Origin of the sequence: Lacrimispora amygdalina (genome assembly GCF_003432035.1) — a bacterium.
Classification (GTDB): domain Bacteria; phylum Bacillota; class Clostridia; order Lachnospirales; family Lachnospiraceae; genus Lacrimispora; species Lacrimispora amygdalina.
Genome location: NZ_QOHO01000011.1, coordinates 13987 through 38246, shown reverse-complemented (window position 1 = coordinate 38246; position 24260 = coordinate 13987). Strand labels below are relative to the sequence as shown.

Sequence of the window (24260 nt, the reverse complement as noted above, 5' to 3'; positions counted from 1 at the left end):
ATAAAGGGTTTAAAAAACAGAATGAATGAAAGGGATTTTTCAGATGCAGATTGATATAGATCAGATTGATATAAAAGGGGAAGTGCCGGTAAGGGAACCTGAAAGACAATATTATTTTATGGCAAAAGTAAGCAGGTATGTAAAACGGCGGAGTGAAGAGCTTGGACGCCCTATGACCTTTTGCACACAGACATTTGGCTGTCAGATGAATTCCAGAGATTCCGAAAAGCTTCAGGGGATTTTAGAAGCTGTTGGGTTTGAACAGACGGACACCGAAGAGGCAGATTTTGTTCTTTATAATACCTGTACAGTGAGAGAGAATGCCAATCAGAAGGTTTACGGAAGACTGGGAGTTTTAAACAGTCTGAAAAAGAAAAATCCTGACATGATGATAGCTCTTTGCGGATGCATGATGCAGGAAGAAGATGTGGTGGAAAAAATTAAAAAGAGCTACCGGTTTGTAGATGTTATTTTTGGTACACATAACATCTATAAGCTGGCAGAGCTTTTATACCAGCGTCTGGAAGTAAAAAAGATGGTGGTTGACATCTGGAAGGGAACGGACCAGGTGGTGGAAGACCTTCCGGCAGACAGGAAATATTCGTTTAAGTCCGGCGTCAACATCATGTTTGGCTGTGATAATTTCTGCAGCTATTGTATTGTACCTTACGTAAGAGGAAGGGAACGCAGCCGCAGCCCAAAAGATATTATGACTGAGATAAAGGGACTTGCAGATGACGGTGTTGTTGAGATTATGCTGCTTGGCCAGAACGTTAACTCCTATGGAAAAACGCTGGAAGAACCAATCAGCTTTGCAGATCTTCTTACCCAGGCAGATGAGGTGGAGGGGCTGGAGCGCATCCGTTTTATGACGTCCCACCCGAAGGATTTATCTGATGAACTGATAGAGGCCATGAAAAACTCTAAAAAAGTATGCCGCCATCTTCATCTTCCTCTCCAGTCAGGAAGCAGCCGTATCCTAAAGCTTATGAACCGGAACTATACAAAAGAAAAATATTTAGAGCTTGTTGAAAAAATCCGTGCTGCCATGCCGGATATTTCTCTGACTACTGACATTATTGTAGGGTTCCCGGGAGAAACGGATGAAGATTTTGAAGAAACCCTTGATGTAGTAAGAAAAGTACGCTTTGACAGTGCATTTACTTTTATCTATTCCAAGCGCACGGGTACACCGGCTGCCAAAATGGATGACCAGGTGCCGGATGAAGTTATAAAGGAACGTTTTGACCGACTGCTGTCTTTAGTCCAGCAGATTTCATCTGAGGTTTGCGGCAGAGAAGTGCATACAGTTCAGAAGGTCCTGGCAGAGGAAGTAAATGATCATGGAGAGGGTTATATAACCGGACGGCTAAGCAATAATACGACCGTTCATTTTAAGGGAGATCCGTCTCTGATCGGAAAAATAGTGGACGTGTATCTTGATGAATCCAAGGGATTTTATTATATGGGAACGTTAAGACCATAAACAGAAGAAAAGAGGAAACAAAAGAGAATGGCTGGATTATCGCCAATGATGGCTCATTATTTAGAAACAAAAAAAGAATACCCGGGATGTCTATTATTTTACAGACTGGGTGACTTTTATGAAATGTTTTTTGAAGATGCGATTACGGTATCCAGAGAGCTGGAAATAACTTTAACAGGCAAAGAATGCGGATTAGAGGAACGGGCACCTATGTGCGGCGTTCCTCATCATGCTGTTGAAACCTATTTAAACCGTCTGGTACAAAAGGGGTATAAAGTTGCCATTGCCGAACAGATGGAGGATCCCAGGCAGGCCAAGGGACTTGTTAAACGGGAAGTAATCCGTGTGGTAACTCCCGGAACCATAACCAGCGCGCAGGCTCTTGATGAAACAAGGAATAATTATCTGATGGGAGTTGTTTACATCGGAGAGGCATATGGCATTGCCGTCACAGATATCAGCACCGGCGATTTTCTGGTAACAGAAGTGGAATCTGACCGGGAACTGATTGATGAAATAAACAAATTTACACCATCTGAAATCATCTGCAATGAAGCTTTTTATGTATCAGGAGTGGATATTGAAGAAATAAAAAACCGGTATCATACGGTTATTTCATCTCTGGATCATCATTATTTTTCCGACGAAGTCTGCAGAAAAATTTTACGTGAGCATTATCAGGTAGGCTCTCTTACGGGGCTTGGACTTGATGATTACGATATGGGGGTGATTGCAGCCGGTGCAGTGATGCAGTATATGTATGAAACCCAGAAAAGCAGCCTGTCCCATATCACGACTATCACACCTTATTCCACCGGGCAGTACATGATCATTGATACATCCACCAGAAGAAACTTAGAGCTTCTTGAGACGCTTAGGGAAAAGCAGAAACGGGGAAGTCTTCTATGGGTTCTTGACCGGACCAAAACGGCTATGGGAGCCAGAATGCTGCGCACCTATGTGGAGCAGCCCCTGATTCATAAATCTGATATTATAAAACGTCAGAATGCCATTGAAGAGCTGAATATGAATTACATATCCAGGGAGGAGATCAGTGAGTATCTAAATCCCATCTACGATCTGGAGCGTCTGATTGGAAGAATCAGCTATAAGACTGCAAATCCCAGGGATTTAATCGCATTTAAAAATTCATTGGAGATGCTTCCGTATATTAAGACGCTGTTAAAAGAATTTACCAGTGAGCTTTTAACTGATTTATATAACGATCTGGATCCTCTCGATGATATCAAGGATTACATTGAACGTGCAATTATTGAAGATCCCCCTGTGTCCATCAGAGAGGGCGGAATCATCAGAGAAGGCTTTCATGAAGAGGCGGATAAGCTTCGCAGTGCGAAAACAGAAGGGAAAACCTGGCTGGCAGATTTAGAGGCAAAGGAAAAAGAAAAAAGCGGAATCAAGAATCTGAAAGTGAAGTATAACAAAGTATTTGGCTACTATTTTGAAGTGACCAATTCCTTTAAGGAGCTGGTTCCGGATTATTTTATCAGAAAACAGACACTGGCCAATGCAGAACGTTATACCACCAATGAGTTAAAGGAACTGGAAGATATCATCCTGGGAGCTGAGGATAAGCTGTTTTCCCTGGAATATGACCTTTTCTGTGAAGTCCGCGATATGATTGCTTCCAAGGTACTTCGAATTCAGAAAAGTGCCAGAGCCATTGCAGGGATTGATGTGCTGGTTTCCTTATCTTCTGTAGCAACGAGAAATAATTATGTAAAGCCACAGATTAATGAAAAGGGTATCATTGATATTAAGAACGGGCGCCATCCGGTTGTGGAAAAGATGCTTCGGGATGATTTGTTCGTATCCAACGATGTTTATTTAGACAATGGAAAAAACCGCCTGTCCATTATAACAGGACCTAACATGGCGGGAAAATCAACGTATATGAGACAGACGGCGCTGATTGTACTGATGGCTCAGATTGGCTGTTTTGTTCCTGCTGATGAAGCAAACATCGGAATCTGTGACCGGATTTTTACCCGTGTGGGAGCTTCGGATGATCTGGCTTCCGGCCAGAGTACTTTTATGGTGGAGATGACGGAGGTTGCCAATATTCTCCGTAACGCCACAAAAAACAGTCTGATCGTCCTGGATGAAATCGGAAGAGGAACCAGTACCTTTGACGGACTGAGCATTGCCTGGTCAGTGGTGGAGCATATCAGCAATTTAAAACTCCTGGGAGCAAAAACTTTGTTTGCGACTCATTATCATGAACTTACCGAACTGGAAGGGACCATGAGCGGGGTCAATAACTACTGCATCGCTGTGAAAGAGCAGGGAGATGACATTGTTTTCTTAAGGAAAATAATTAAAGGCGGGGCTGATAAGAGCTATGGAATCCAGGTCGCAAAGCTTGCAGGTGTCCCTGATACTGTCATAATCAGAGCGAAGGAACTGCTTGCAGAGTTAAGTGATGCGGATATTACAGCAAAAGCGAAAGAAATAGCGGAAGCAAATGGCGGCATATCACAGCGGAAGGCTGTTCCAAAACCGGATGAAGTGGATTTGCAGCAGATGTCACTTTTCGATACGGTAAAGGATGACGATATTATCCGGGAATTAGGAGAACTGGAGCTTGGCAACATGACGCCCATTGATGCCCTTAATACGTTATACCGTCTGCAGACAAAACTGAAAAATCGCTGGCAATAGGAAAAGGAGCAGGTGCCATGGCAAATATAACCGTACTGGATCAGAATACGATTAATAAAATAGCAGCAGGAGAAGTGGTTGAACGTCCGGCTTCTGTGGTAAAAGAGCTTTTGGAGAATGCAATTGATGCAAAGGCGACAGCTGTTACGGTGGAAATCAAAGAAGGGGGAACCTCATTTATCCGCGTGACGGATAATGGCTGCGGTATTCCAAAAGAAGAGGTTCCCCTTGCTTTCCTGCGCCATTCCACCAGTAAAATCAAATCGGTTGAGGACTTGTTTACAGTATCCTCTTTGGGATTCCGCGGTGAGGCACTTGCCAGTATTGCATCTGTCTCACAGGTGGAGATAATTACAAAGACCAGTGTTGGGTTAACCGGTACCAGATACCAGATCGATGGAGGGATAGAACGGTCCATCGAGGAAATCGGTGCACCGGAAGGAACAACCTTTATTGCAAGAAACTTATTTTTCAATACTCCCGCAAGAAAAAAGTTTTTAAAAACTCCGGTTACGGAAGGTGCGCATGTGGCTGATCTGGTGGAGAAACTGGCGCTGTCTCACCCGGAGGTTTCCATACGATTTATACAGAACAATCAGAATAAGCTTCATACATCCGGCAACCATAACCTGAAAGATATTATCTATACGGTATTTGGCAGAGAGATTGCATCTAACCTCCTGGAGGTATCGGTTAAAAAGGGGGAGGTCACTGTAAACGGTTTTATCGGAAAACCAGTGATTGCCAGAGGCAACCGGAATTACGAAAATTATTTCATCAATGGAAGATTTATTAAAAGCAGTATTATTTCCCGGGCCATTGAAGAAGCTTACCGGCCGTTTATGATGCAGCATAAGTATCCGTTTACCATGCTTCATTTCACCATAGAACCGGAACTGCTTGATGTGAATGTTCATCCCACCAAGATGGAACTTCGCTTCCGCGACGGAGAAATGATCTATCATATGGTTTATCAGGCAGTAGCAAATGCCCTTGCGCATAAAGAATTGATTCCGGAAGTCAGCCTCAATAAAAAGGATGAGGAAAAGAAAGAGGAGATGCCTGGAAAAAAGTTCCAGCCTTCACCGGAACCTTTTGAAAATCACAGGCTCATGGCTTTGAATCAGACAGCTGTTTCACAGGAAAAAAAGCCGTCTGACGGATTTTCTTTCCCCAAACGACTGATACCGCCCCAGCCGGAATCAGTCAGAGAACCGGATTCTCTGGAAGAAAACTGGCTGGCTCCTCCGGCACCGGTTTTAGAAGAAAGAACAATTGTGAAGCAGCAGGAGCCTGTAATACAAAGTGAGATTTTAAACCAGTTTAAGCAGGAACAAAAGGCAGAGCAGCTGGATTTATTTGACGGAAAGCTTTTAGAGCCGGAGTCCCGCTTAAAGCATAAACTGATCGGTCAGGTGTTTGACACCTACTGGCTGGTGGAGTTTTCTGACCAGCTCTATATTATTGACCAGCATGCAGCCCACGAAAAGGTTTTATATGAGAAAACCATGGCAACACTTAAAACCAGAGAATATACTTCCCAGGTAATTAATCCTCCGATTATACTTACATTAAACCGGAATGAAGAGCTTTTGCTGAACCGCCATATGTCTGTTTTTACGGACATGGGCTTTGAAATTGAGCCATTTGGAGGGAAAGAATTTGCAGTGAGAGGTGTTCCGGCCAATCTTTTTTCCATTGCGAAAAAGGAACTGCTGATTGAAATGATTGACAGCTTGTCCGATGATACGTCATTTACCAATCCCTCGATCATTTACGAGAAAGTGGCGTCAATGTCCTGCAAAGCAGCAGTGAAGGGAGGAAATTCCTTATCAGCGGCAGAAGCCAATGAACTGATCGATCAGCTTCTTAAGCTGGAAAATCCTTATGCCTGCCCTCATGGCAGACCGACGATCATTTCCATGAGCCGGTATGAACTAGAAAAGAAATTTAAGAGGATTGTCTGATGAAACCATTAATTATTATAACCGGCCCTACAGCCGCAGGCAAAACAGATTTATCGGTCCGTCTTGCCCAGGCAATCGGTGGGGAAATTATCAGTGCAGATTCCATGCAGGTTTACCGTCACATGGATATTGGATCTGCCAAAATTACAGAAGAAGAAAAAAAAGGAATTCCCCACTACTTAATTGATGTACTCGATCCGGAAGAGGAATTTAATGTAGCAGTTTTTCAGAAAATGGCAAAGGCTGCAGTGAATACTATTTATTCTCATGGAAATATTCCTATTGTGACAGGAGGTACCGGATTCTACATCCAGGCGCTTCTCTACGACATTGATTTTACGGAAACAGGTGAGGATTCCTCCATACGGGAGGAACTGGAAACCATGGGAAGAGAAAAAGGCGGGGAATACCTTCATGAACTGCTTCATAAGATAGATCCGGATTCTGCCGCAGAGATTCATCCCAACAACAAGAAACGGGTAATCCGTGCAATTGAATATTTCAGACAGACAGGAGAGAAAATCTCAGAGCACAACAGACGGGAAAGGGAAAAATCTTCTCCTTATGATTTCCTGTATTATACAGTAAACATGGACCGGGAGGTTTTGTATCAGAGAATTGACCGGCGAGTGGATTTAATGATGGAACGGGGGCTGGTTTCGGAAGTAAAAAGGTTGAAAGAAATGGGCTGCACAAGAGAAATGGTATCCATGCAGGGACTGGGATATAAGGAAATACTGGATTATCTTCAGGGAATCTGTACGCTTGAGGAGGCTGTTTATATCCTGAAGCGGGATACCAGACATTTTGCAAAACGGCAGATTACCTGGTTTAAACGGGAAAGAGATGTAAGAAATATTTTTCTTCCTGATTTTGATTATGATTTAGACCGGGTTCTAAAAAAGATTGTGCAGGATACAAATGAGATAATCGGATTGGAGAAATGTTAAATCATGGAAATAGACAGTATGTATGAGGAACTTGGAATCAGCCGGAACGTTCTGGACTTTGGAACAAAGATTGAGACAGATTTAAAAACAAGATTTGAAGAAATAGATAAAAATGCGGAATATAACCAGATGAAGGTCATTAAAGCCATGCAGGATAACAGGGTCAGTGACATTCATTTTGCAGCAACGACGGGCTACGGGTACAATGATCTGGGGCGCGATACACTGGAGGCTGTTTACGCCAGTGTTTTCCACACGGAAAGTGCGCTGGTAAGGCCCAATTTAATCAGCGGTACTCATGCACTTTCCATCGCCTTATCCGGGAATTTGCGTCCGGGAGATGAACTTCTTTCCCCTGCAGGAAAGCCATATGATACGCTGGAGGAAGTGATTGGAATCAGGGAGAGTGCCGGATCGCTGAAAGAATACGGCGTTATATACCGTCAGGTAGATCTCCTTTCCGATGGAAGCTTTGATTATGATTCCATTGCAAAAGCCGTAAATGAAAAGACACGTCTGGTTACCATTCAGCGTTCCAAGGGCTATGATACCCGCCCTACATTTTCTGTTTCCCAGATCGGTGATCTGATTTCTTTCATAAAAAAAATTAAACCCGATGTTATCTGTATGGTAGATAACTGCTACGGTGAATTTGTGGAGCGGATTGAGCCTTCCGATGTGGGCGCGGATATGATTGTGGGTTCACTGATTAAAAATCCCGGCGGCGGTCTTGCTCCCATCGGTGGTTATATTGCAGGAAGAACAGACTGTATCGACCGCGCTTCCTACCGCCTTACTGCACCGGGACTGGGGAAGGAAGTCGGCGCAAGTCTGGGGTTAAACCAGTCTTTTTACCAGGGGCTCTTTCTTTCGCCCACAGTAGTGGCAGGTGCTTTAAAGGGCGCTGTTTTTGCGGCGAATATTTATGAGAGACTTGGATTTTCCGTCGTACCTGATGGAACGCAGTCACGCCATGATATTATACAGGCAGTCACGTTTGGAAATCCGGAAGGAGTGATCGCGTTCTGTCAGGGAATTCAGGCGGCAGCACCGGTGGACAGCTTCGTTACTCCGGAGCCGTGGGACATGCCTGGATACGATGCCCCTGTTATTATGGCAGCCGGTGCTTTTGTACAGGGATCTTCCATCGAATTAAGTGCGGATGCGCCAATTAAGCCTCCCTATGCAGTGTATTTTCAGGGCGGTCTTACCTGGTATCATGCCAAGCTTGGTATATTGATGTCACTCCAGAAGCTTCTGGAAGCAGGTTTGATTGTATTGTAAAAAAGGGTGTACACAGCTGTAAAATTATGCTAGAATATTTTGATAGGTATGGACAATCCTGCCAGGAAACAAAAAGGAGTATCAAGAGATGAGAGGTAAAAACTACTGGGTACTGCTGCTTCTTATGCTTGCCGGTGTTGTGATCGGCGGCTTTGTCGGAGATCTGACCAAGACAATTCCGTGGCTGTCCTGGTTAAATACTGGCCAGTCATTTGGCTTTGATGCTCCGTTAATTGTCAATTTTGGTATTCTGGTAATAACCTTCGGCATTAATATTAAAATAACCATGGCTGGCATTATAGGAATGGCTGCAGCCCTTGCAGCGTATCGATTGATTTAAACATGCATATGTCTGTTGCGTACCTGGAGAGTAACCGTAGGAGGCATATGGAACGTATAACGATGAAAGACATCCCTAAGGATGAAAGGCCCTGTGAGAAGTGTTTAAGAGAGGGCCCGGAAGGTTTAAGTGATGCAGAACTTCTGTCCATTATTATCCGGACAGGTTCCAGAGAGGACAATTCTCTGGCACTGTCACAAAAGATACTGGCCTTAAACTATCCGCGAGAGGGTATTTTAGGGCTTTTGCATCTTTCCATGCAGGAACTGATGCAGGTGAAGGGGATTGGCCGTGTGAAAGGTGCACAGCTTTTATGCATTGGAGAACTTTCCAGAAGAATCTGGAAGAGGACGGCCTGCCCACAGGGAATTAATTTTCACAGTCCTCAGGATATCGTCAATTACTTTGTGGAAGATATGCGCCACAGAGAGCAGGAGCAGGTTTTTGTCATGCTCTTAAATACAAAAGGTGCCCTTATAAAGGACATTATGATCTCTCAGGGAACGGTGAATACTTCCGTTGTTTCTCCCAGGGAGATTTTCATTGAAGCAGTCAGGCATCATGCAGTCAGCCTGGTTCTGGTCCATAATCATCCCAGCGGAGATCCGGCTCCAAGCAGTGAAGATCTTTCGATTACACGCAGGGTGAAGGAGGCTGGGGATTTAATTGGTATCAGACTGCTGGATCATATCATTATAGGAGACAATTCCTATATCAGTTTAAAAGAACGGGGAATCGTATAGATGGAACCAAAGCGCAGTAAATATATTCTGATTGCATTAACAGTTTTTTGTGTCCTTTTAATTGGACTGACTTCGATTCATGACGAGTGGCTTACGCCTCTTCGGACCGGCGTGGGATATTTTCTGATCCCGGTACAGTCGGGAGTTAATTCGGTGGGATCTGCTATTTATGATGAGGTCACGGATTATGCCAAACTTAAGGATGCAATGATTGAAAATAAGGATATGAAAGATCTTATTGACCAGCTGACGGAGGAAAATACCAGGCTTCAGTCAGAAGAATTTGAATTAAAACGATTAAGGGAGCTGTACAGTCTGGACCAGGAATACGGACAGTATACAAAGGTGGGAGCCAGAGTAATTGCCAACGATTCAAGCAACTGGTTTAAAGTGTTTCGTATTGACAAAGGTTCCAGGGATGGAATCGCCACAGATATGAATGTGGTGGCAGGCGGAGGCCTGGTGGGAATCGTTACCGATGTAGGTGCCAATTATGCCACCGTACGGTCCATCATAGATGATTCCAGCCGGGTCAGCGGTATGGCCATGCAGTCCGGAGACAGCTGTATTGTTGCCGGTGACTTAACTCTGTTTAAAGATGGCAGGTTAAGGATTACAAACGTATTAAAAGAAAGCGATTTAAAAGACGGAGATAAGATCGTAACATCCAATATCAGCTCTGTGTTTTTACCTGGAATTTTAGTGGGATATGCTTCCGATATCACCAATGATACAAATAATGTGACTAAATCCGGTTATTTAATTCCGGCAGCAGAATTTGACAGCCTTCAGGAGGTTCTTGTAATTACCCAGCTGAAGGCCGACATGATGAAGGAAGGGGAATCGGCCGAATCTGCAGAAAAAGATGAGGCTGCACAGACGACTGCAGAATCTGCCCCGGCTTCAGAAAGTGAAAGCGCTTCTCAACAGTGAAAAGGAGTAACATGAGACGGATTATATTCAACGTACTGCTGATTATACTGGCATTTACCATTCAAAACTGCATATTCCCCCTGCTTCCGTTTTTATCGGCTGCACCCAATCTGCTATTAATACTCACATTTTCCTTTGGGTTTATGCATGGAAAAGAAGCCGGGATGTATTACGGACTTTTATCAGGTCTTCTTATGGATTTGTTTTACAGCGGACCCTTTGGTTTTTATACTCTGATTTTCATCTTTATGGGATATGCTAACGGAATATGTACCAGGTATTACTACGAAGACTATATAACGCTGCCTTTAATTCTAAGTGTTTTAAACGAGCTGGCATACAATTTATATATCTATGTGTTCCGCTTTTTAATCCGGCAGAAACTGAGGATTGGTTTTTATTTTATTAATCTGGTCCTGCCGGAGATTATTTTTACAGTTGTAACCACGCTTCTTCTTTATCGGGTATTCCTGATTATGAACCGCCATTTGGAAGAGATTGAAAAAAGAGGTGATTCGACTATTGTTTAGGGAATTGTTGGAGATCAAAAGAGATTTAATCAGGAAAGCGGCAACATCCCGTCTTTTTATTCTTGCGATCATCTGCTTTGCCATGTATACCGGACTGGTTCATAAGCTTTTTCAAATGCAGATCATTAACGGTGAAAAAGCGCTGAATGATTATTTACAGCTTACGGAGCAGACCATTACGACTGCCGGCACCAGAGGGAACATCTATGACAGAACCGGAAAAGTGCTGGCATATAATAAACTGGCTTATTCTGTTATGATACAGGATACTGGCGTTTATAAGAATTCAGATGATAAAAACCGCATGTATTTAAGGCTGGTGCAGATTCTTAGAAAACATGGAGAGACTGTACAGGGTAAATTTGAAATAGCCGTTGATCCCAATGGAGATATGGTTTATACTTCTTCTTCTGAGTCCGCAAGGAAACGTTTTCTCCGTGATTATTACGGCCTGAAAAAAGTGGAGGATTTAGATGACGAAAAGGGTCTCTATCCTTCTAATTTAAGTGCCAGGGAATTATTTGAACAGATCTGTGAGGATAACGGATTAAACCGTTTAACAGATTCTGACGGCACAGCCATATCTGTTACGGATCAGGAGGCGCTTGATATTATTAATATAAAATATGCTCTGCGTCTGATGCTGTACCGGAAGTATGAGGCGACTGAAGTGGCCGCCGAAGTATCTGATGAAACGGTGGCTGATATCCTGGAGCATATCGGGGATATGCAGGGAGTTACGGTAGAAGAGACAACAATCCGTGCCTATAATGACAGTGTCCCCTTTGCCCCTGTAATTGGATATACCGGAAAAGTTCCGGAGGATCAGCTGCAAAACCTCCAGAGCCGTAAAGATGACTATGATATCAATGATATTGTAGGCCGCACTGGAATTGAGTATACCATGGAGCATGATCTGCAGGGAACCAAAGGGAAAAAGACCATCTACAAAGACAGCGTAGGCAGAATCCGGGAGACCAAGGACGAGACGGATGCCCTGGCCGGCAATGATGTTTATTTAACACTGGATGCAGATCTCCAAAAAGGGATCTATCATCTGATTGAGCAGTCTCTTGCAGGCGTTCTGATTAAAACCATAGTAAACGGCGACTATCAGGCGGACAGCACCACAGATGGATCCAATATGAAAATACCGGTAAAAGATGCTTATTTTCAGCTGATCAATAACAATGTCCTGTCTTTAAAGGACATTGAGGCAGAGGATGCGTCAGATACCGAGAAAAACATATACCGGAAATATGAAGCTTCCCGCAGGCAGATATTTAACGGTCTGCGAGACGAACTGATGAGCCCTCATGCAACGGACATGAAAAATCTTCCCGAAGATACGAAAGCCTATATGTTCTATATTTACAGTTATCTTTCCGGTCCCACAGTGGGAATTATTAAAGAAGAGGCCATGGATACCTCCAGTGATGAATTTAAGGCGTGGAAGTCAGATGAGATCAGCTTAAGGGATTATCTTTATTATGGAATTGCAAACGGGTGGGTTGATACGTCGAAACTGGAGACAGATACCAAATATTCCAGTGCAGATGATACGTTTGAAGCACTGGTAAATTATGTGCTGGGCAAACTGGAAGAGGACAGGAATTTCACAAAGAAGATATACCGGTATTTAATCAATAACGATACCATAACAGGACAGGAACTTTGCCTGGCTTTATATGATCAGGGCGTATTAAAGGAAAATGAACAGGATATTGCTGAATTAAGAGCAGCTAACGATGCATACAACTTTCTTTTAAAAAAACTGTCTGCGCTTGAAATCACTCCGGCTCAGCTGGCATTGTCACCCTGCAATGCAGGAGTGGTAGTGACCAATGATAAAACCGGAGAGGTTCTTGCACTGGTTTCTTATCCTGGATACGATAACAACCGGATCGGGGATGGCTCTTATTTCAGTCAGCTTCAGGCGGATTTATCCCTTCCCCTTTATAACAATGCCACCCAGACGCGAAAAGCGCCGGGATCTACGTTCAAGCCGATTACGGCAGTAGCTGCTCTTGAGGAACATGCGATTACTGAAGATGAGACGATTAACTGTACAGGAATTTATACAGATGTAGAACCTCCCATCAAGTGCTGGATCTATTCGGGTCACCATGGTCCGCTTAATATCGTGGGGGGGATTGAAAACTCCTGCAACTATTTCTTCGCAGATTTAGGACACCGTCTTTCCACAGATGGCAGCGGAATCTATACTCCGGATTTAGGACTGGATGTCTTGCGGAAATATGCAGCAAAATTTGGACTGGACCACAAATCCGGTGTTGAGATTGGGGAACTGGATCCCCAGATTTCCAAAGAATCGCCGGAACGTTCCGCCATGGGACAGGGAAGCCACGCTTATACCAATGTCCAGCTTTCAAGGTATGTGGCTGCCATAGCAAACAGGGGAACTGTGTTTGAACTGAGTTTACTTGATAAAACAACGGATTCTGAAGGTAATCTGATCAAAGATTATACCCCTGAGATTTCTTCTCATATTGACGCGGCGGGCTCAACGTGGGATACTGTACAACAGGGAATGAGAGAAGTGATTGCTAATGGTTCGACAAAGAGATTATTTGCAGACCTTGAAGTGGAGATTGCCGGTAAGACGGGAACTGCCCAGGAGGCCCGCAATAAGCCGAATCATGCGTTCTTCATTTCTTATGCGCCATATGACAATCCGGAAATCTGTGTAACAGTGAATATTCCGTATGGCTATTCATCATCGAACGCCGCCAACATTGCGAAGAATGTCTATAAGTATTATTATGGCTATATAGACTTAGAATCCATTGTAAACGCAGGCGCCCTGGATGCAGCAAAGGTCAACATTCGCGACTAACGAGGATAAGAGGTGATATGATGCATGATACCGTAGTAATAAAAAGCAACAAAGCAGGTATGACTGTTATCCTGGATCCGGATATCCCCTTCCCTCAGCTTCTTTCTGACATTGGGAAGAAATTCGGAGATCATGCCAAGTTCTGGGGATCCGCACAAATGACTCTGACAATCGAAGGCAGAGAAGTTACACCCGAAGAAGAATTTGCTGTTATAAACCAGATTACGGAAAATTCCAATGTGGAAATTATTTGTCTGGTGGATACCGATGCAAACCGCATGAAGCGGTGCGAAAAAGCACTGAATGAGAAACTGATGGAACTTTCCTGTCAGACAGGCCAGTTTTTCAAAGGCAATTTACAAAATGGAGAGACTTTGGAATCAGAGGCAAGCATTGTGATCATCGGGGATGTCCTAAAAGGTGCTAAAGTCATGGCAAAGGGAAATGTAGTTGTTCTGGGAAAGCTTTCCGGCACCGTGTGCGCAGGTGTGGCGGGAAATAAAGGTGCGCTGATTACAGCGCTTGAAATGGCACCTTCCCAGCTGAGAATTGCAGACTGCACCTCAGGACTTGACGGAAGAGGCCGCCGTCTTGGACGCGGACCAATGAAGGCATATCTGGAAAATAATAAAGTCCTGATAAAACCAATGAAAAAAAGTGTGGAAATATTCCGAAAATTAAGGTAAAATAGAATGAGGTATAAAAAACAGGAGGATATGGTATGAGCGAGATCATCGTAATCACTTCTGGAAAAGGCGGGGTAGGCAAGACGACAACTTCTGCCAATGTTGGTACCGGACTGGCGATTCTGGGTAAGAAGGTAGTCCTGATAGATACAGATATCGGACTTCGGAACTTAGACGTGGTTATGGGTCTGGAAAACCGCATTGTCTATAATCTTGTAGACGTGGTAGAGGGAAACTGCCGTATGAAGCAGGCCCTGATTAAAGACAAAAGATACCCGAACTTATTTTTACTTCCATCAGCGCAGACGCGGGACAAGACTGCAGTTACGCCTGGGCAGATGGTGAAACTGGTGGATGATTTAAGAGATGATTTTGATTATATTCTGTTAGATTGTCCGGCCGGAATTGAACAGGGCTTTCAGAACGCAATAGCAGGTGCTGACAGAGCCATTGTTGTAACTACTCCGGAGGTGTCCGCAATCCGGGATGCAGACCGGATTATTGGTCTTTTGGAAGCTGCCGATATGGGCAGCATTGAACTGATTGTGAACAGGATTCGGGCCGATATGGTGAAAAGGGGAGATATGATGTCTCTTGATGATGTCATGGACATTCTGGCCATCGATATTATTGGTGCTGTTCCGGATGACGAGGATATCGTCATTTCCACTAATCAGGGGGAGCCTCTGGTAGGTATGGGGACTCCAGCCGGACAGGCCTATATGGACGTATGCAGGAGAATTATCGGTGAGAATATTCCGATTCAGAATCCAGCGGTACGGGAAGGTCTGTTCTTTCGACTCTCGCATCTCTTAAAGAGAGCATAGGGGGGTCTGATATGAGCCTGTTTCCTGTATTCCGTAAGAAGAATTCAGGAGAAATTGCAAGAAATCGTCTGAAACTTTTGCTGGTTGCGGACAAGGCTGACTGTTCTCCTGAGATCATGCAGATGATAAAAGACGATATGATCCGTGTTGTTTCACGATACATGGATATTGATTCCGACAGAATAGAGATACAGATGAAAAAATTAAAGCAGCCGGATTGTGAACGTTTTACACCGGTGCTTTATGCAAACATCCCTATTCGCGATGTACCTGATAAGGGGATATACTGACTATGTTTTCTGACTACAATTTTAAATATTATAATTACCGGTTAGTTTTGTACATGCTGTCACTGGCTGTGATTGGAATTCTGGTGGTGGCAAGCGCCTCCAACCAGGATTCAGGTATAGTGACAAAACAGATTATCGGCGTAATGGTGGGATTTGCACTGGCAATCGGATTTTCCATCATAGACTATCGTAAAATAATTAAGCTTTATGTTCTGGTTTACGGACTTTGCATCTTACTGCTGGGAGCGGTTCTTGTCATGGGACATACCGCAGGAGGTGCGACCAGATGGATCAACATTCCGGGCATCGGGCGGATCCAGCCTTCTGAATTTGTAAAAATCGGACTTATCGTATTCTTTTCCTGGTATTGGAATAAATACCAGGAAAGGATGAATACGCCTGTTATGGTGGGGCTGGCTGCGTTGCTTGCAGCATTTCCCATAGGTCTTATTTTTGCAGAACCCAATTTATCTACCAGTCTGGTTGTTACTGTCATCATACTGTGTATGGTGTTTTCAGCCGGAATCAGTTACCGATGGATCGGCGGTGTTTTGGCAGTCGCGGTGCCGGCAGGCATGCTGTTTATATTTCTGCTGACGAAGGGCTTAATTCCTTTCATACACGATTATCAGGCGCGGCGTATCCTTGCGTGGATTTATCCTCATGCGGAACAGTATGCGGAAAACTTATACCAGCAAAAGAATTCAATTATGGCAATCAGTTCCGGACAGCTTCAGGGAAAGGGACTTTTTAATACAACCATTGCTTCTGTGAAAGACGGAAACTTTTTATCAGCCGGTGAAACGGATTTTATCTTCGCCATTATCGGCGAAGAGATGGGATTTCGAGGCAGTGTAATTGTCATTGCTCTTATTGGACTGGTTGTATTTGAATGTCTTTATACTGCATCCAAAGCAAAAGACATGTCCGGCAGGCTGATTTGCACCGGTATGGCAGCTCTGATCGGTTTCCAGGCTTTTTCCAACATCGCGGTAGCGACACAGATCTTTCCCAATACAGGTCTGCCGCTTCCCTTTGTCAGTTCCGGAGTGAGCTCTTTAATCAGTATTTTTATGGGAATGGGTCTGGTGCTGAACGTTGGACTGCAACGCAAAATCGGTAATTAAAAGGAGGTATATCGTTATGAATATAGGATTAGTTGCCCATGATTCAAAGAAAAAGCTGATGCAGAATTTCTGCATAGCGTACAGAGGTATTTTAAGCAAGCATATGCTATATGCAACAGGAACAACAGGACGTTTGATTGAGGAAGTCACGAACTTAAATGTTCATAAATATCTGGCAGGTCATCTGGGAGGAGAACAGCAGTTAGGATCCCAGATTGAGCACAACGAGATCGATCTTGTGATTTTCTTAAGAGATCCTCTGACACAGAAATCACATGAACCGGACATTGTAAATATCATGAGAACCTGTGATATGCACAACATCCCTCTTGCAACCAATCTCGCCACAGCGGAATTATTGATTAAATCTCTGGAGCGCGGTGATCTGGAATGGCGAGAGATGTATAAATAACAGAGGTAGATATAAGTGAAAAGAAGAGTTTTTGTGACATCAGGCTGCATCATCTTAAGCACACTTTTCCTGTCGGGCTGCGCCGGTTTTCATAAACTTGACAATCCTTATGTGTTTTCTGAAAGGACCGCCCTTTACCAGTCTGCTTCTGTGGCTGGTAAATCGGAAACCTTTGCTCATGATCTTTGTGTAGTATCGAAAGATACTCCTGATTTAGATGACGCAGTGACAGCAGAAGCTGCCGCTGTATTTGATTTGTCTGACAATACTGTATTATTTGCAAAGAATCCTTTTGAGAAATTATATCCTGCCAGTATTACCAAGACTATGACTGCGCTTTTGGCAGTTAAGTACGGGAATCTCTCGGATGAGGTGACAGTAACCAAAGATGCTGTGATTAAGGAATCAGGTGCCAGCTTATGCGGAATAAAACCAGGAGATAAGCTGACCATGGAACAGCTTTTATATGGTCTTATGATTCCGTCCGGGAATGATGCAGGTGCTGCTATCGCAGTTAATATGGCGGGAAGCGTTGATCAGTTTGCCCAGATGATGAATGACGAGGCGAAGAAGCTTGGAGCGACCGGGACACATTTTGTAAATCCTCATGGACTCAGTGATGAAGATCACTATACAACAGCTTACGACCTGTATTTAATTTTCAATGAAGCTTTAAAATACCCGGAATTCCGCAAGATAATCGGTACGGTCCAGTATAAGACATCCTATCAGGGAGGTGACGGTAAGACGGTAAACGCCACCTGGAAGGGGACCAACTGGTATATGACAGGGGAGCGCAAGACTCCGGAGGGGCTTACTGTCCTGGGAGGCAAAACCGGAACCACACTTTCAGCCGGAAGCTGCCTTATTATGGGGAGTTCGTCTGCTTCGAAAAAAGAGTATATTTCAGTCGTTTTAAAGGCCCCGGATCATGCCGGACTTTATGATAACATGTCAAATATCCTGAATAAAATTGTAGAATAGTGATTGCCTTTCTTATGAATTTGTACTATAATTATAGTAATCCGAATAGACTTTTTATACAAATCATATAACGCAAGGAGGAGAGTGCTATGGTGCAGATAATAGCAGGAAAAAAGGGTAAGGGGAAAACAAAGCATCTGTTAGACAGAGCTAATTCCGCAGTAAAAGACTCAAAGGGCTCTATTGTATATTTGGACAAAAGTTCGAAGCATATGTACGAGTTAAGCAACAAGATCCGCCTCATTAATGTCAATGAGTATCCGATTACTTCAAGCGAAGGATTTATTGGTTTTATCTGTGGTATCATATCTCAGGATCATGATTTGGAGATGATGTTCTTTGACAGTTTTCTCAAGCTGGCCTGCCTGGAGGGGGAAGACATATCAGAAACCATAGCGACTTTGGAAAAGATTGGTGAAAAGTATCATATTACCTTCGTTCTCAGTGTTTCAGTTGATGCGGAGAATATACCGGGGAACACCAGGGCTAATGTGGTTGTTTCATTATAATCATAGATAGAAATCGGGGACTGCGTGCCAGTCCCCTTTATTATTTTGTGAATAAGAAATGGAAGGCATTTACACGGCTTCCATGTTTTGCTTGAATTTTTTAATTTTTCCTTTTATAATAGCTAAAAGGGAAAGGAGGCGTCAGGTTGGCTAAACAAAAGGCAACACAGCCATCAAAGAAGGCTGTACATCCTAAAAAAAACAAAAAGATCATCCGCTATCGGCGGCCTCTGAACATCAATGTTGGTATGATTATTTTTGCTCTGATTTTCGTATATATGGTCTTTAGTGTAATTACCTATGCACGAAGGGACAAGGTGCAGTTTTATGAAGTACAGGAAGGCAGTATTGTTAACAGCAAAGATTATACGGGAATTATACTTAGACAGGAAGAAGTGAAAAATGCAGACCGTTCCGGCTATGTGAATTATTATGTGCGGGAAGGGAAGCGGGCGGCTGCCGGGACAAGGGTTTATTCCATTGATGAGACCGGAAGCATTACTACGTTTCTTTCAGAGCATTCACAGGATAATGTCACATTGTCTTCGGAGAATCTGACTGAATTAAAAAAACAGCTGACCGCATTCAGCCTTACTTATGACAATAACCAGTTTCGTTCTGTATATGATACAAAATATACACTGGAAGCTGAAGTAATGGAATATATGAATCTTAACGCCCTGGATAATCTGGGAAGTATGATGGATGAGGCAGGGATCAGTTTTGAACAGGTGAAAGCCGATCAGGCAGGGATCGTGTCCTATGGTGTGGATTCTTATGAAGGATTGCAGCCTTCGGCAATTTCCGAAGCCGTTTTTGACCGCAGCAGCTATACAAAAAGCAAGACACAATCTGGAAAGCTGATTGAAAAAGGAGCCCCAGTCTATAAAACGATCACCTCCGACCAGTGGTCGGTGGTATTTCCCATGTCAGAAGATGATATAAAAGCTTATGGTGATAAAAAGAATCTGACTGTAGGATTTTCCGGCCGTGATTTAAAAGCCACAGGAAGCTTTTCCGTAATAACTGGAACAGATGGGAAAAGCTTTGGTAAGATTGACTTAGACAAATATATGGTGCAGTTTGTTTCGGACCGTTACGTGAATTTTGAAATTGTTTCAGACCGGGTTGACGGACTTAAAATCCCTGTGACAGCTGTGACAAAGAAGGACTTTTATCTGGTTCCCATGGACTATATGACTCAGGGCGGAGACAGCTCTGATACCGGTTTTAATAAAGAGGTCTATTCGGAATCGGGAACTTCCGTGGTATTTGTTCCCACAGAAATCTATTATTCTGAGGGGAATAATTATTACATAGAGATGGATCAGGCTGACGGCTTTAAGGCTGGGGATTATATAGTAAAACCCAATTCTACAGAACGCTATCAGATCGGGGCCAGCAATTCCCTTCAGGGAGTATATAACATAAATAAGGGATATGCTGTTTTTAAGCAGATTGATATCCTGGTTTCCAATGATGAATATTATACGGTTAAAAAGAATATGACATATGGACTTGCTGTATATGATCATATTGTTCTCAATGCAGAATCCGTCAATGAGGGAGAATTGATTTATAAATAAGAGGTGATAAACTTGGTAAAAGAAAATCTTTTAATTGTACAAAACCGAATAGAAGAGGCCTGCAAAAGATGCGGCCGGGATCCGAAAGAGGTTACTTTAATAGCTGTCAGTAAAACGAAGCCTGCTGAGATGATTACTGATGCCTATGAGGCAGGAATCCGTGATTTTGGAGAGAATAAAGTCCAGGAACTCTGTGATAAATATGAGCTGCTTCCTGACGATATACGCTGGCACATGATCGGTCACTTACAGCGAAATAAGGTAAAACAGGTGATTGACAAAACTGTGCTGGTACACAGTGTTGACTCTGTCAGGCTGGCAGAGCAGATCGAGGAAGAAGCTGCAAAGAAACAGATCTGTGTGGATATACTGCTGGAAGTGAATGTTGCAGAAGAGGAATCCAAGTTTGGATTTCATTTGGAGGAGACCGAACAGGCGATTCGCCATATTTCTCTTTTTCCCCATATAAGTATAAAAGGACTCATGACTATTGCACCTTTTGTAGAAAATTCTGAGCAAAATCGTCCTGTTTTTAAAAAATTAAATAAATTTTATGTTGACATGCAAAGGAAAAACATTGATAATGTTAATATGAATATGCTCTCAATGGGTATGACCGGAGACTATGAAATTGCCATAGAGGAAGGAGCTACTCTGGTAAGAGTCGGTACCGGAATTTTTGGTACAAGATATAAGATTGGAGAGAATGAAGTATGAGCATTTTAGGCAAATTGATGGATAGCATGCGCTTGAATGATACAGATGATGAAGACGATTACTATTTAGATGACGACTATGAAAATGATAGCGATAAACATGCGAAGAAACCCCTCTTTTCCAAAAAAACAGAAGATGATTACTACGATGAAGAGGAGTATGAACAAAAGCCCCGTTTCTTATCACGCTCTCCCAAGGTAGTTCCCATGAAGCAGTCTCGTACAATGGAGGTTTCCATGGTTAAGCCTACCTCTATTGAAGATGCGAAGGAAATTTGCGATCATATGCTTGCCGGTAAGGCAGTTGTACTTAATATGGAAGGAATTCATACTGAGGTAGCTCAGAGAATCATAGATTTTACATCCGGTGCTACGTATTCCATGAATGGTAATTTGCAGAAAATATCAAATTATATATTTATAGCAACGCCGGAGTCCGTTGAGCTTTCCGGTGATTTTCAGGATTTATTAAACAGCGGAAGTCTGGATATGGGCGGAATGAATTTACGCCTTTAACAGATTTTTTAAAGAAATATTGGTTTCTCTTAATGGGACAAGCAGGCAATTTTCCATATCAGCAGCTTCTTTTTTGTAACAATTAATAAAAAAAGAAGTGCAGGGAAAATTGTTTGCTTTCTTCCTTATTATTGTCCACGCTTTTTGGACATAGAGGGGTGCCCGAAGGGTGTTCCATATTATTGTCCACGCTTTTTGGACATAGAGGGGTGCCCGAAGGGTGTTCCATAATAGAGGATAATGATAAGACGAAGTGGAGGAATAGCAGCATGGGAAGCAGAATGCCGGTACATATGGATGGTACCTTTATTTACGACATAGTGATGGAAGCTTCGTTTGAAGGAGTAAAGGAAGAACTGGCTAAAATGGATTTAGGGGAGCGTAAAGTCTGTATCGTTACAGATACTAACGTAGCGCCTCTTTATCTGAATGAGTTTGAACAGATTATTTCCGGCTGTTTTCATAAAACAGAACACTTTATTTTCCCTGCAGGAGAAGAGCATAAAAATCTGAATACAGTGCGGGATTTATATGAGACTCTCATTGTTAAACAGTTTGACAGACACGATTATCTGCTTGCATTAGGCGGCGGGGTTGTGGGTGATCTTTGCGGATACGCAGCGGCCACTTATCTGAGGGGAATTTCCTTTATTCAGGTGCCGACCACACTCCTTTCACAGGTGGATTCTAGCATCGGGGGAAAAACAGGTGTTGATTTTGACGCCTATAAAAACATGGTTGGTGCGTTTCATATGCCAAAGCTGGTTTATACCAACATCGCTACCTTAAAAACATTATCCGAGGAGCAGTTTTCTTCCGGCATGGGAGAGGTTATTAAGCACGGCCTGATTCGGGATGTTTCCTATTATCGGTGGCTGTCTGATCATAGCAGTGAAATACAAAACCGTAATCTGGATATATTAAGTGAGATGGTTACAGTCAGCAACCGGATCAAGCGTGACGTGGTGGAAAAGGATCCCACCGAGCAGGGAGAACGTGCGCTTTTAAATCTGGGGCATACATTGGGGCATGCCATTGAGAAGCTGTCTGATTTCAGCCTCCTGCATGGACATTGCGTCGGCCTTGGGTGCATTGCGGCTATGGCAATCTCTGTGAAAAGAGGATTTATCAATGAAGACCAGATTCCTGTACTTTTAGAAGTGATGAAACGTTATCACATGCCGGTTACAGTAACTGGATTATCTCCGGTTGAAATAGTAAAAACTACGAAGAGTGATAAAAAAATGGATTCGGGAGCTATCCGCTTTGTCTTATTGGAGCAGATTGGAAAAGCCTATGTTGATAAAACAGTTACCGAAGAGGAAATGACAGAAGGGCTTGCCCGGATTTTAGCTTAAGGAGAACTCATGAAACAAAAAACAAATTTAATCATTGGAATGTTGATCGGCTTTTTTTGTGCCATAGGATTGGATCAATGGACGAAATTACTTGCAGTCAGACATTTAATGGGCCAGAAGCCCTATTCCTTGTGGAACGGTATTTTTGAATTTTATTATTCGGAAAACCGTGGGGCGGCTTTCGGTATGCTGCAGGGAAAACAGTACTTTTTTCTGCTGATTGCTGTATTGGTATTAGTTTGTGCCGTTTATTGCGTCAGCCGGATGCCAGCCACCAGAAAATATCTGCCGTTACATTTAATTGCCATGTTTTTATCAGCAGGTGCGGTGGGTAATATGATAGACCGGTTCACAAGGGGCTACGTGGTAGACTTTTTATATTTTAAATTAATTGACTTTCCTATATTTAATGTGGCTGACTGTTATGTTACTGTTTCCATGTTCTTTTTTCTGCTCTTATTTTTGTTTTACTATAAGGAAGAAGACTTACAATGCCTGTCTTTAAAAAAGAAGGGGGAACAGGCTTGAATCAGGAATATTTTGTGGAAACAGGCGAAGCAGGAATCCGCATAGACAAGTATTTAAGTGACCGTAACCAGGAGATCTCCAGGTCCTATTTACAAAAGCTTCTAAAGGATGAGATGGTTCTGGTAGGTGAAAAACCGGTAAAGAGTAATTATAAAGTCTGCGCCGGCGACAGGATACAGTTAACGGTTCCTGATGCGGTTGAGCCTGAGATTGAACCGGAAGAGATGGATCTTGATATTCTTTATGAGGATATGGACATTATTCTTATTAATAAGCCAAAAGGCATGGTGGTTCACCCGGCCGCCGGCCATTACAGCGGCACACTGGTGAATGCATTGATGGCCCATTGCCGTGATGATTTATCAGGAATTAACGGGGTTATGCGTCCTGGCATTGTTCACCGCATAGATATGGATACTACAGGTGTATTAATTGTCTGCAAAAATGACAACGCCCATAATGTAATTGCCCGGCAGCTGAAAGACCATTCAATTACGAGAAAATATTACGCAATTGTACATGGTGTCCTGAAAGAAGAGGAAGGCACGGTCAACGCACCCATCGGCCGCCATCCCATAGACCGGAAGAAGATGAGTGTGAATGAAAAGAATGGAAGAGAAGCAATTACTCATTTTCGTGTTTTAGAGCGTTTTAAGCAGTTTACCTATGTGGAATGCCAGCTGGAGACGGGACGGACACACCAGATCCGCGTTCATATGGCCAGCATCGGTCATCCGCTTTTAGGAGATTTCGTTTATGGTCCTCAAAAGAGTCCTTACAAGCTGACAGGGCAGACTCTGCATGCAGGAGTATTGGGTATTACGCACCCGGCTACAGGAGAATATATGGAGTTTCATGCACCTTTACCGGATTATTTTGAAGATTTACTGAGAAAATTACGCGCCACCTAGATCAAATCCAGGTGGCTTTTTTGTGCTCATAATGGAAA

The 24260-nt window shown here is 43.2% G+C and carries 23 protein-coding genes; all 23 read left to right on the top strand.

Annotated elements, in window-relative coordinates; all coding sequences use genetic code 11:
• Window positions 1-43: 43 nt before the first annotated feature.
• The 23 genes from miaB to DS742_RS02620 all read left to right on the top strand — a co-directional run bounded on the left by miaB (window position 44) and on the right by DS742_RS02620 (window position 24222).
• Window positions 44-1486, top strand: a complete 1443-nt coding sequence (gene miaB / locus DS742_RS02730; RefSeq protein ID WP_117415576.1) for a tRNA (N6-isopentenyl adenosine(37)-C2)-methylthiotransferase MiaB — start codon at window positions 44-46, stop codon at window positions 1484-1486.
• A gap of 27 nt (window positions 1487-1513) precedes the next feature.
• Window positions 1514-4168, top strand: coding sequence for a DNA mismatch repair protein MutS (mutS, locus tag DS742_RS02725; RefSeq protein WP_117415499.1), 2655 nt, complete (start codon window positions 1514-1516; stop codon window positions 4166-4168).
• 17 nt (window positions 4169-4185) lie between these two features.
• A complete protein-coding gene (gene mutL / locus DS742_RS02720) occupies window positions 4186-6135 on the top strand; it encodes a DNA mismatch repair endonuclease MutL (RefSeq protein ID WP_117415498.1) in 1950 nt (649 codons plus the stop codon).
• On the top strand, window positions 6132-7085 hold the full coding sequence (gene miaA, locus DS742_RS02715; protein WP_170313345.1) for a tRNA (adenosine(37)-N6)-dimethylallyltransferase MiaA: 954 nt from the start codon (window positions 6132-6134) through the stop codon (window positions 7083-7085). Before mutL ends, miaA begins: the two co-directional genes overlap by 4 nt.
• 3 nt (window positions 7086-7088) lie before the next feature.
• Window positions 7089-8369 carry a methionine gamma-lyase family protein gene (locus DS742_RS02710; RefSeq protein WP_117415496.1) on the top strand — a complete coding sequence of 427 codons (1281 nt, stop codon included), beginning with the start codon at window positions 7089-7091 and terminating at the stop codon, window positions 8367-8369.
• Window positions 8370-8457: 88 nt separating this feature from the next.
• On the top strand, window positions 8458-8709 hold the full coding sequence (locus tag DS742_RS02705) for a DUF4321 domain-containing protein (protein WP_117415495.1): 252 nt from the start codon (window positions 8458-8460) through the stop codon (window positions 8707-8709).
• Window positions 8710-8756: 47 nt separating this feature from the next.
• A complete protein-coding gene (gene radC / locus DS742_RS02700; protein WP_117415494.1) occupies window positions 8757-9452 on the top strand; it encodes a RadC family protein in 696 nt (231 codons plus the stop codon).
• The gene (mreC, locus tag DS742_RS02695; RefSeq protein ID WP_117415493.1) at window positions 9453-10385 is read left to right on the top strand and encodes a rod shape-determining protein MreC; all 933 of its coding nucleotides are present in this window, start codon (window positions 9453-9455) and stop codon (window positions 10383-10385) included.
• Window positions 10386-10396: 11 nt separating this feature from the next.
• Window positions 10397-10915: a rod shape-determining protein MreD gene (gene mreD, locus DS742_RS02690; RefSeq protein ID WP_117415492.1), complete on the top strand. Its 519-nt coding sequence runs from the start codon at window positions 10397-10399 to the stop codon at window positions 10913-10915.
• Window positions 10908-13772 (top strand): penicillin-binding transpeptidase domain-containing protein, encoded by a 2865-nt coding sequence (locus DS742_RS02685; RefSeq protein WP_117415491.1) that lies wholly within the window; start codon window positions 10908-10910, stop codon window positions 13770-13772. Before mreD ends, DS742_RS02685 begins: the two co-directional genes overlap by 8 nt.
• Before the next feature lie 20 nt (window positions 13773-13792).
• Window positions 13793-14458: a septum site-determining protein MinC gene (locus DS742_RS02680; RefSeq protein ID WP_117415490.1), complete on the top strand. Its 666-nt coding sequence runs from the start codon at window positions 13793-13795 to the stop codon at window positions 14456-14458.
• A 35-nt stretch (window positions 14459-14493) separates the two neighbouring features.
• Window positions 14494-15285: a septum site-determining protein MinD gene (gene minD, locus DS742_RS02675; protein WP_117415489.1), complete on the top strand. Its 792-nt coding sequence runs from the start codon at window positions 14494-14496 to the stop codon at window positions 15283-15285.
• Window positions 15286-15296: 11 nt separating this feature from the next.
• Complete coding sequence (gene minE / locus DS742_RS02670) at window positions 15297-15575, top strand: cell division topological specificity factor MinE (protein ID WP_117415488.1); 279 nt, start codon at window positions 15297-15299, stop codon at window positions 15573-15575.
• A 2-nt stretch (window positions 15576-15577) separates the two neighbouring features.
• A complete protein-coding gene (locus tag DS742_RS02665) occupies window positions 15578-16702 on the top strand; it encodes an FtsW/RodA/SpoVE family cell cycle protein (protein ID WP_117415487.1) in 1125 nt (374 codons plus the stop codon).
• Between the two features lie 16 nt (window positions 16703-16718).
• The gene (mgsA, locus tag DS742_RS02660; RefSeq protein WP_097004165.1) at window positions 16719-17114 is read left to right on the top strand and encodes a methylglyoxal synthase; all 396 of its coding nucleotides are present in this window, start codon (window positions 16719-16721) and stop codon (window positions 17112-17114) included.
• Between the two features lie 15 nt (window positions 17115-17129).
• Window positions 17130-18098: a D-alanyl-D-alanine carboxypeptidase family protein gene (locus tag DS742_RS02655; RefSeq protein ID WP_117415486.1), complete on the top strand. Its 969-nt coding sequence runs from the start codon at window positions 17130-17132 to the stop codon at window positions 18096-18098.
• Between the two features lie 89 nt (window positions 18099-18187).
• Window positions 18188-18607, top strand: coding sequence for a twitching motility protein PilT (locus DS742_RS02650; RefSeq protein ID WP_104437445.1), 420 nt, complete (start codon window positions 18188-18190; stop codon window positions 18605-18607).
• A 248-nt stretch (window positions 18608-18855) separates the two neighbouring features.
• Complete coding sequence (locus tag DS742_RS02645) at window positions 18856-20193, top strand: biotin/lipoyl attachment domain-containing protein (RefSeq protein WP_496196554.1); 1338 nt, start codon at window positions 18856-18858, stop codon at window positions 20191-20193.
• A 12-nt stretch (window positions 20194-20205) separates the two neighbouring features.
• Window positions 20206-20910, top strand: a complete 705-nt coding sequence (locus DS742_RS02640) for a YggS family pyridoxal phosphate-dependent enzyme (protein ID WP_117415484.1) — start codon at window positions 20206-20208, stop codon at window positions 20908-20910.
• The gene (locus tag DS742_RS02635) at window positions 20907-21425 is read left to right on the top strand and encodes a cell division protein SepF (protein WP_117415483.1); all 519 of its coding nucleotides are present in this window, start codon (window positions 20907-20909) and stop codon (window positions 21423-21425) included. The genes DS742_RS02640 and DS742_RS02635 overlap by 4 nt, the downstream gene beginning before the upstream one ends.
• Window positions 21426-21694: 269 nt before the next feature.
• Window positions 21695-22783 carry a 3-dehydroquinate synthase gene (gene aroB, locus DS742_RS02630; protein ID WP_117415482.1) on the top strand — a complete coding sequence of 363 codons (1089 nt, stop codon included), beginning with the start codon at window positions 21695-21697 and terminating at the stop codon, window positions 22781-22783.
• A 9-nt stretch (window positions 22784-22792) separates the two neighbouring features.
• Complete coding sequence (gene lspA, locus DS742_RS02625) at window positions 22793-23311, top strand: signal peptidase II (RefSeq protein ID WP_117415481.1); 519 nt, start codon at window positions 22793-22795, stop codon at window positions 23309-23311.
• Window positions 23308-24222, top strand: a complete 915-nt coding sequence (locus tag DS742_RS02620) for an RluA family pseudouridine synthase (protein WP_242996370.1) — start codon at window positions 23308-23310, stop codon at window positions 24220-24222. Before lspA ends, DS742_RS02620 begins: the two co-directional genes overlap by 4 nt.
• The last annotated feature ends 38 nt before the right edge of the window (window positions 24223-24260 follow it).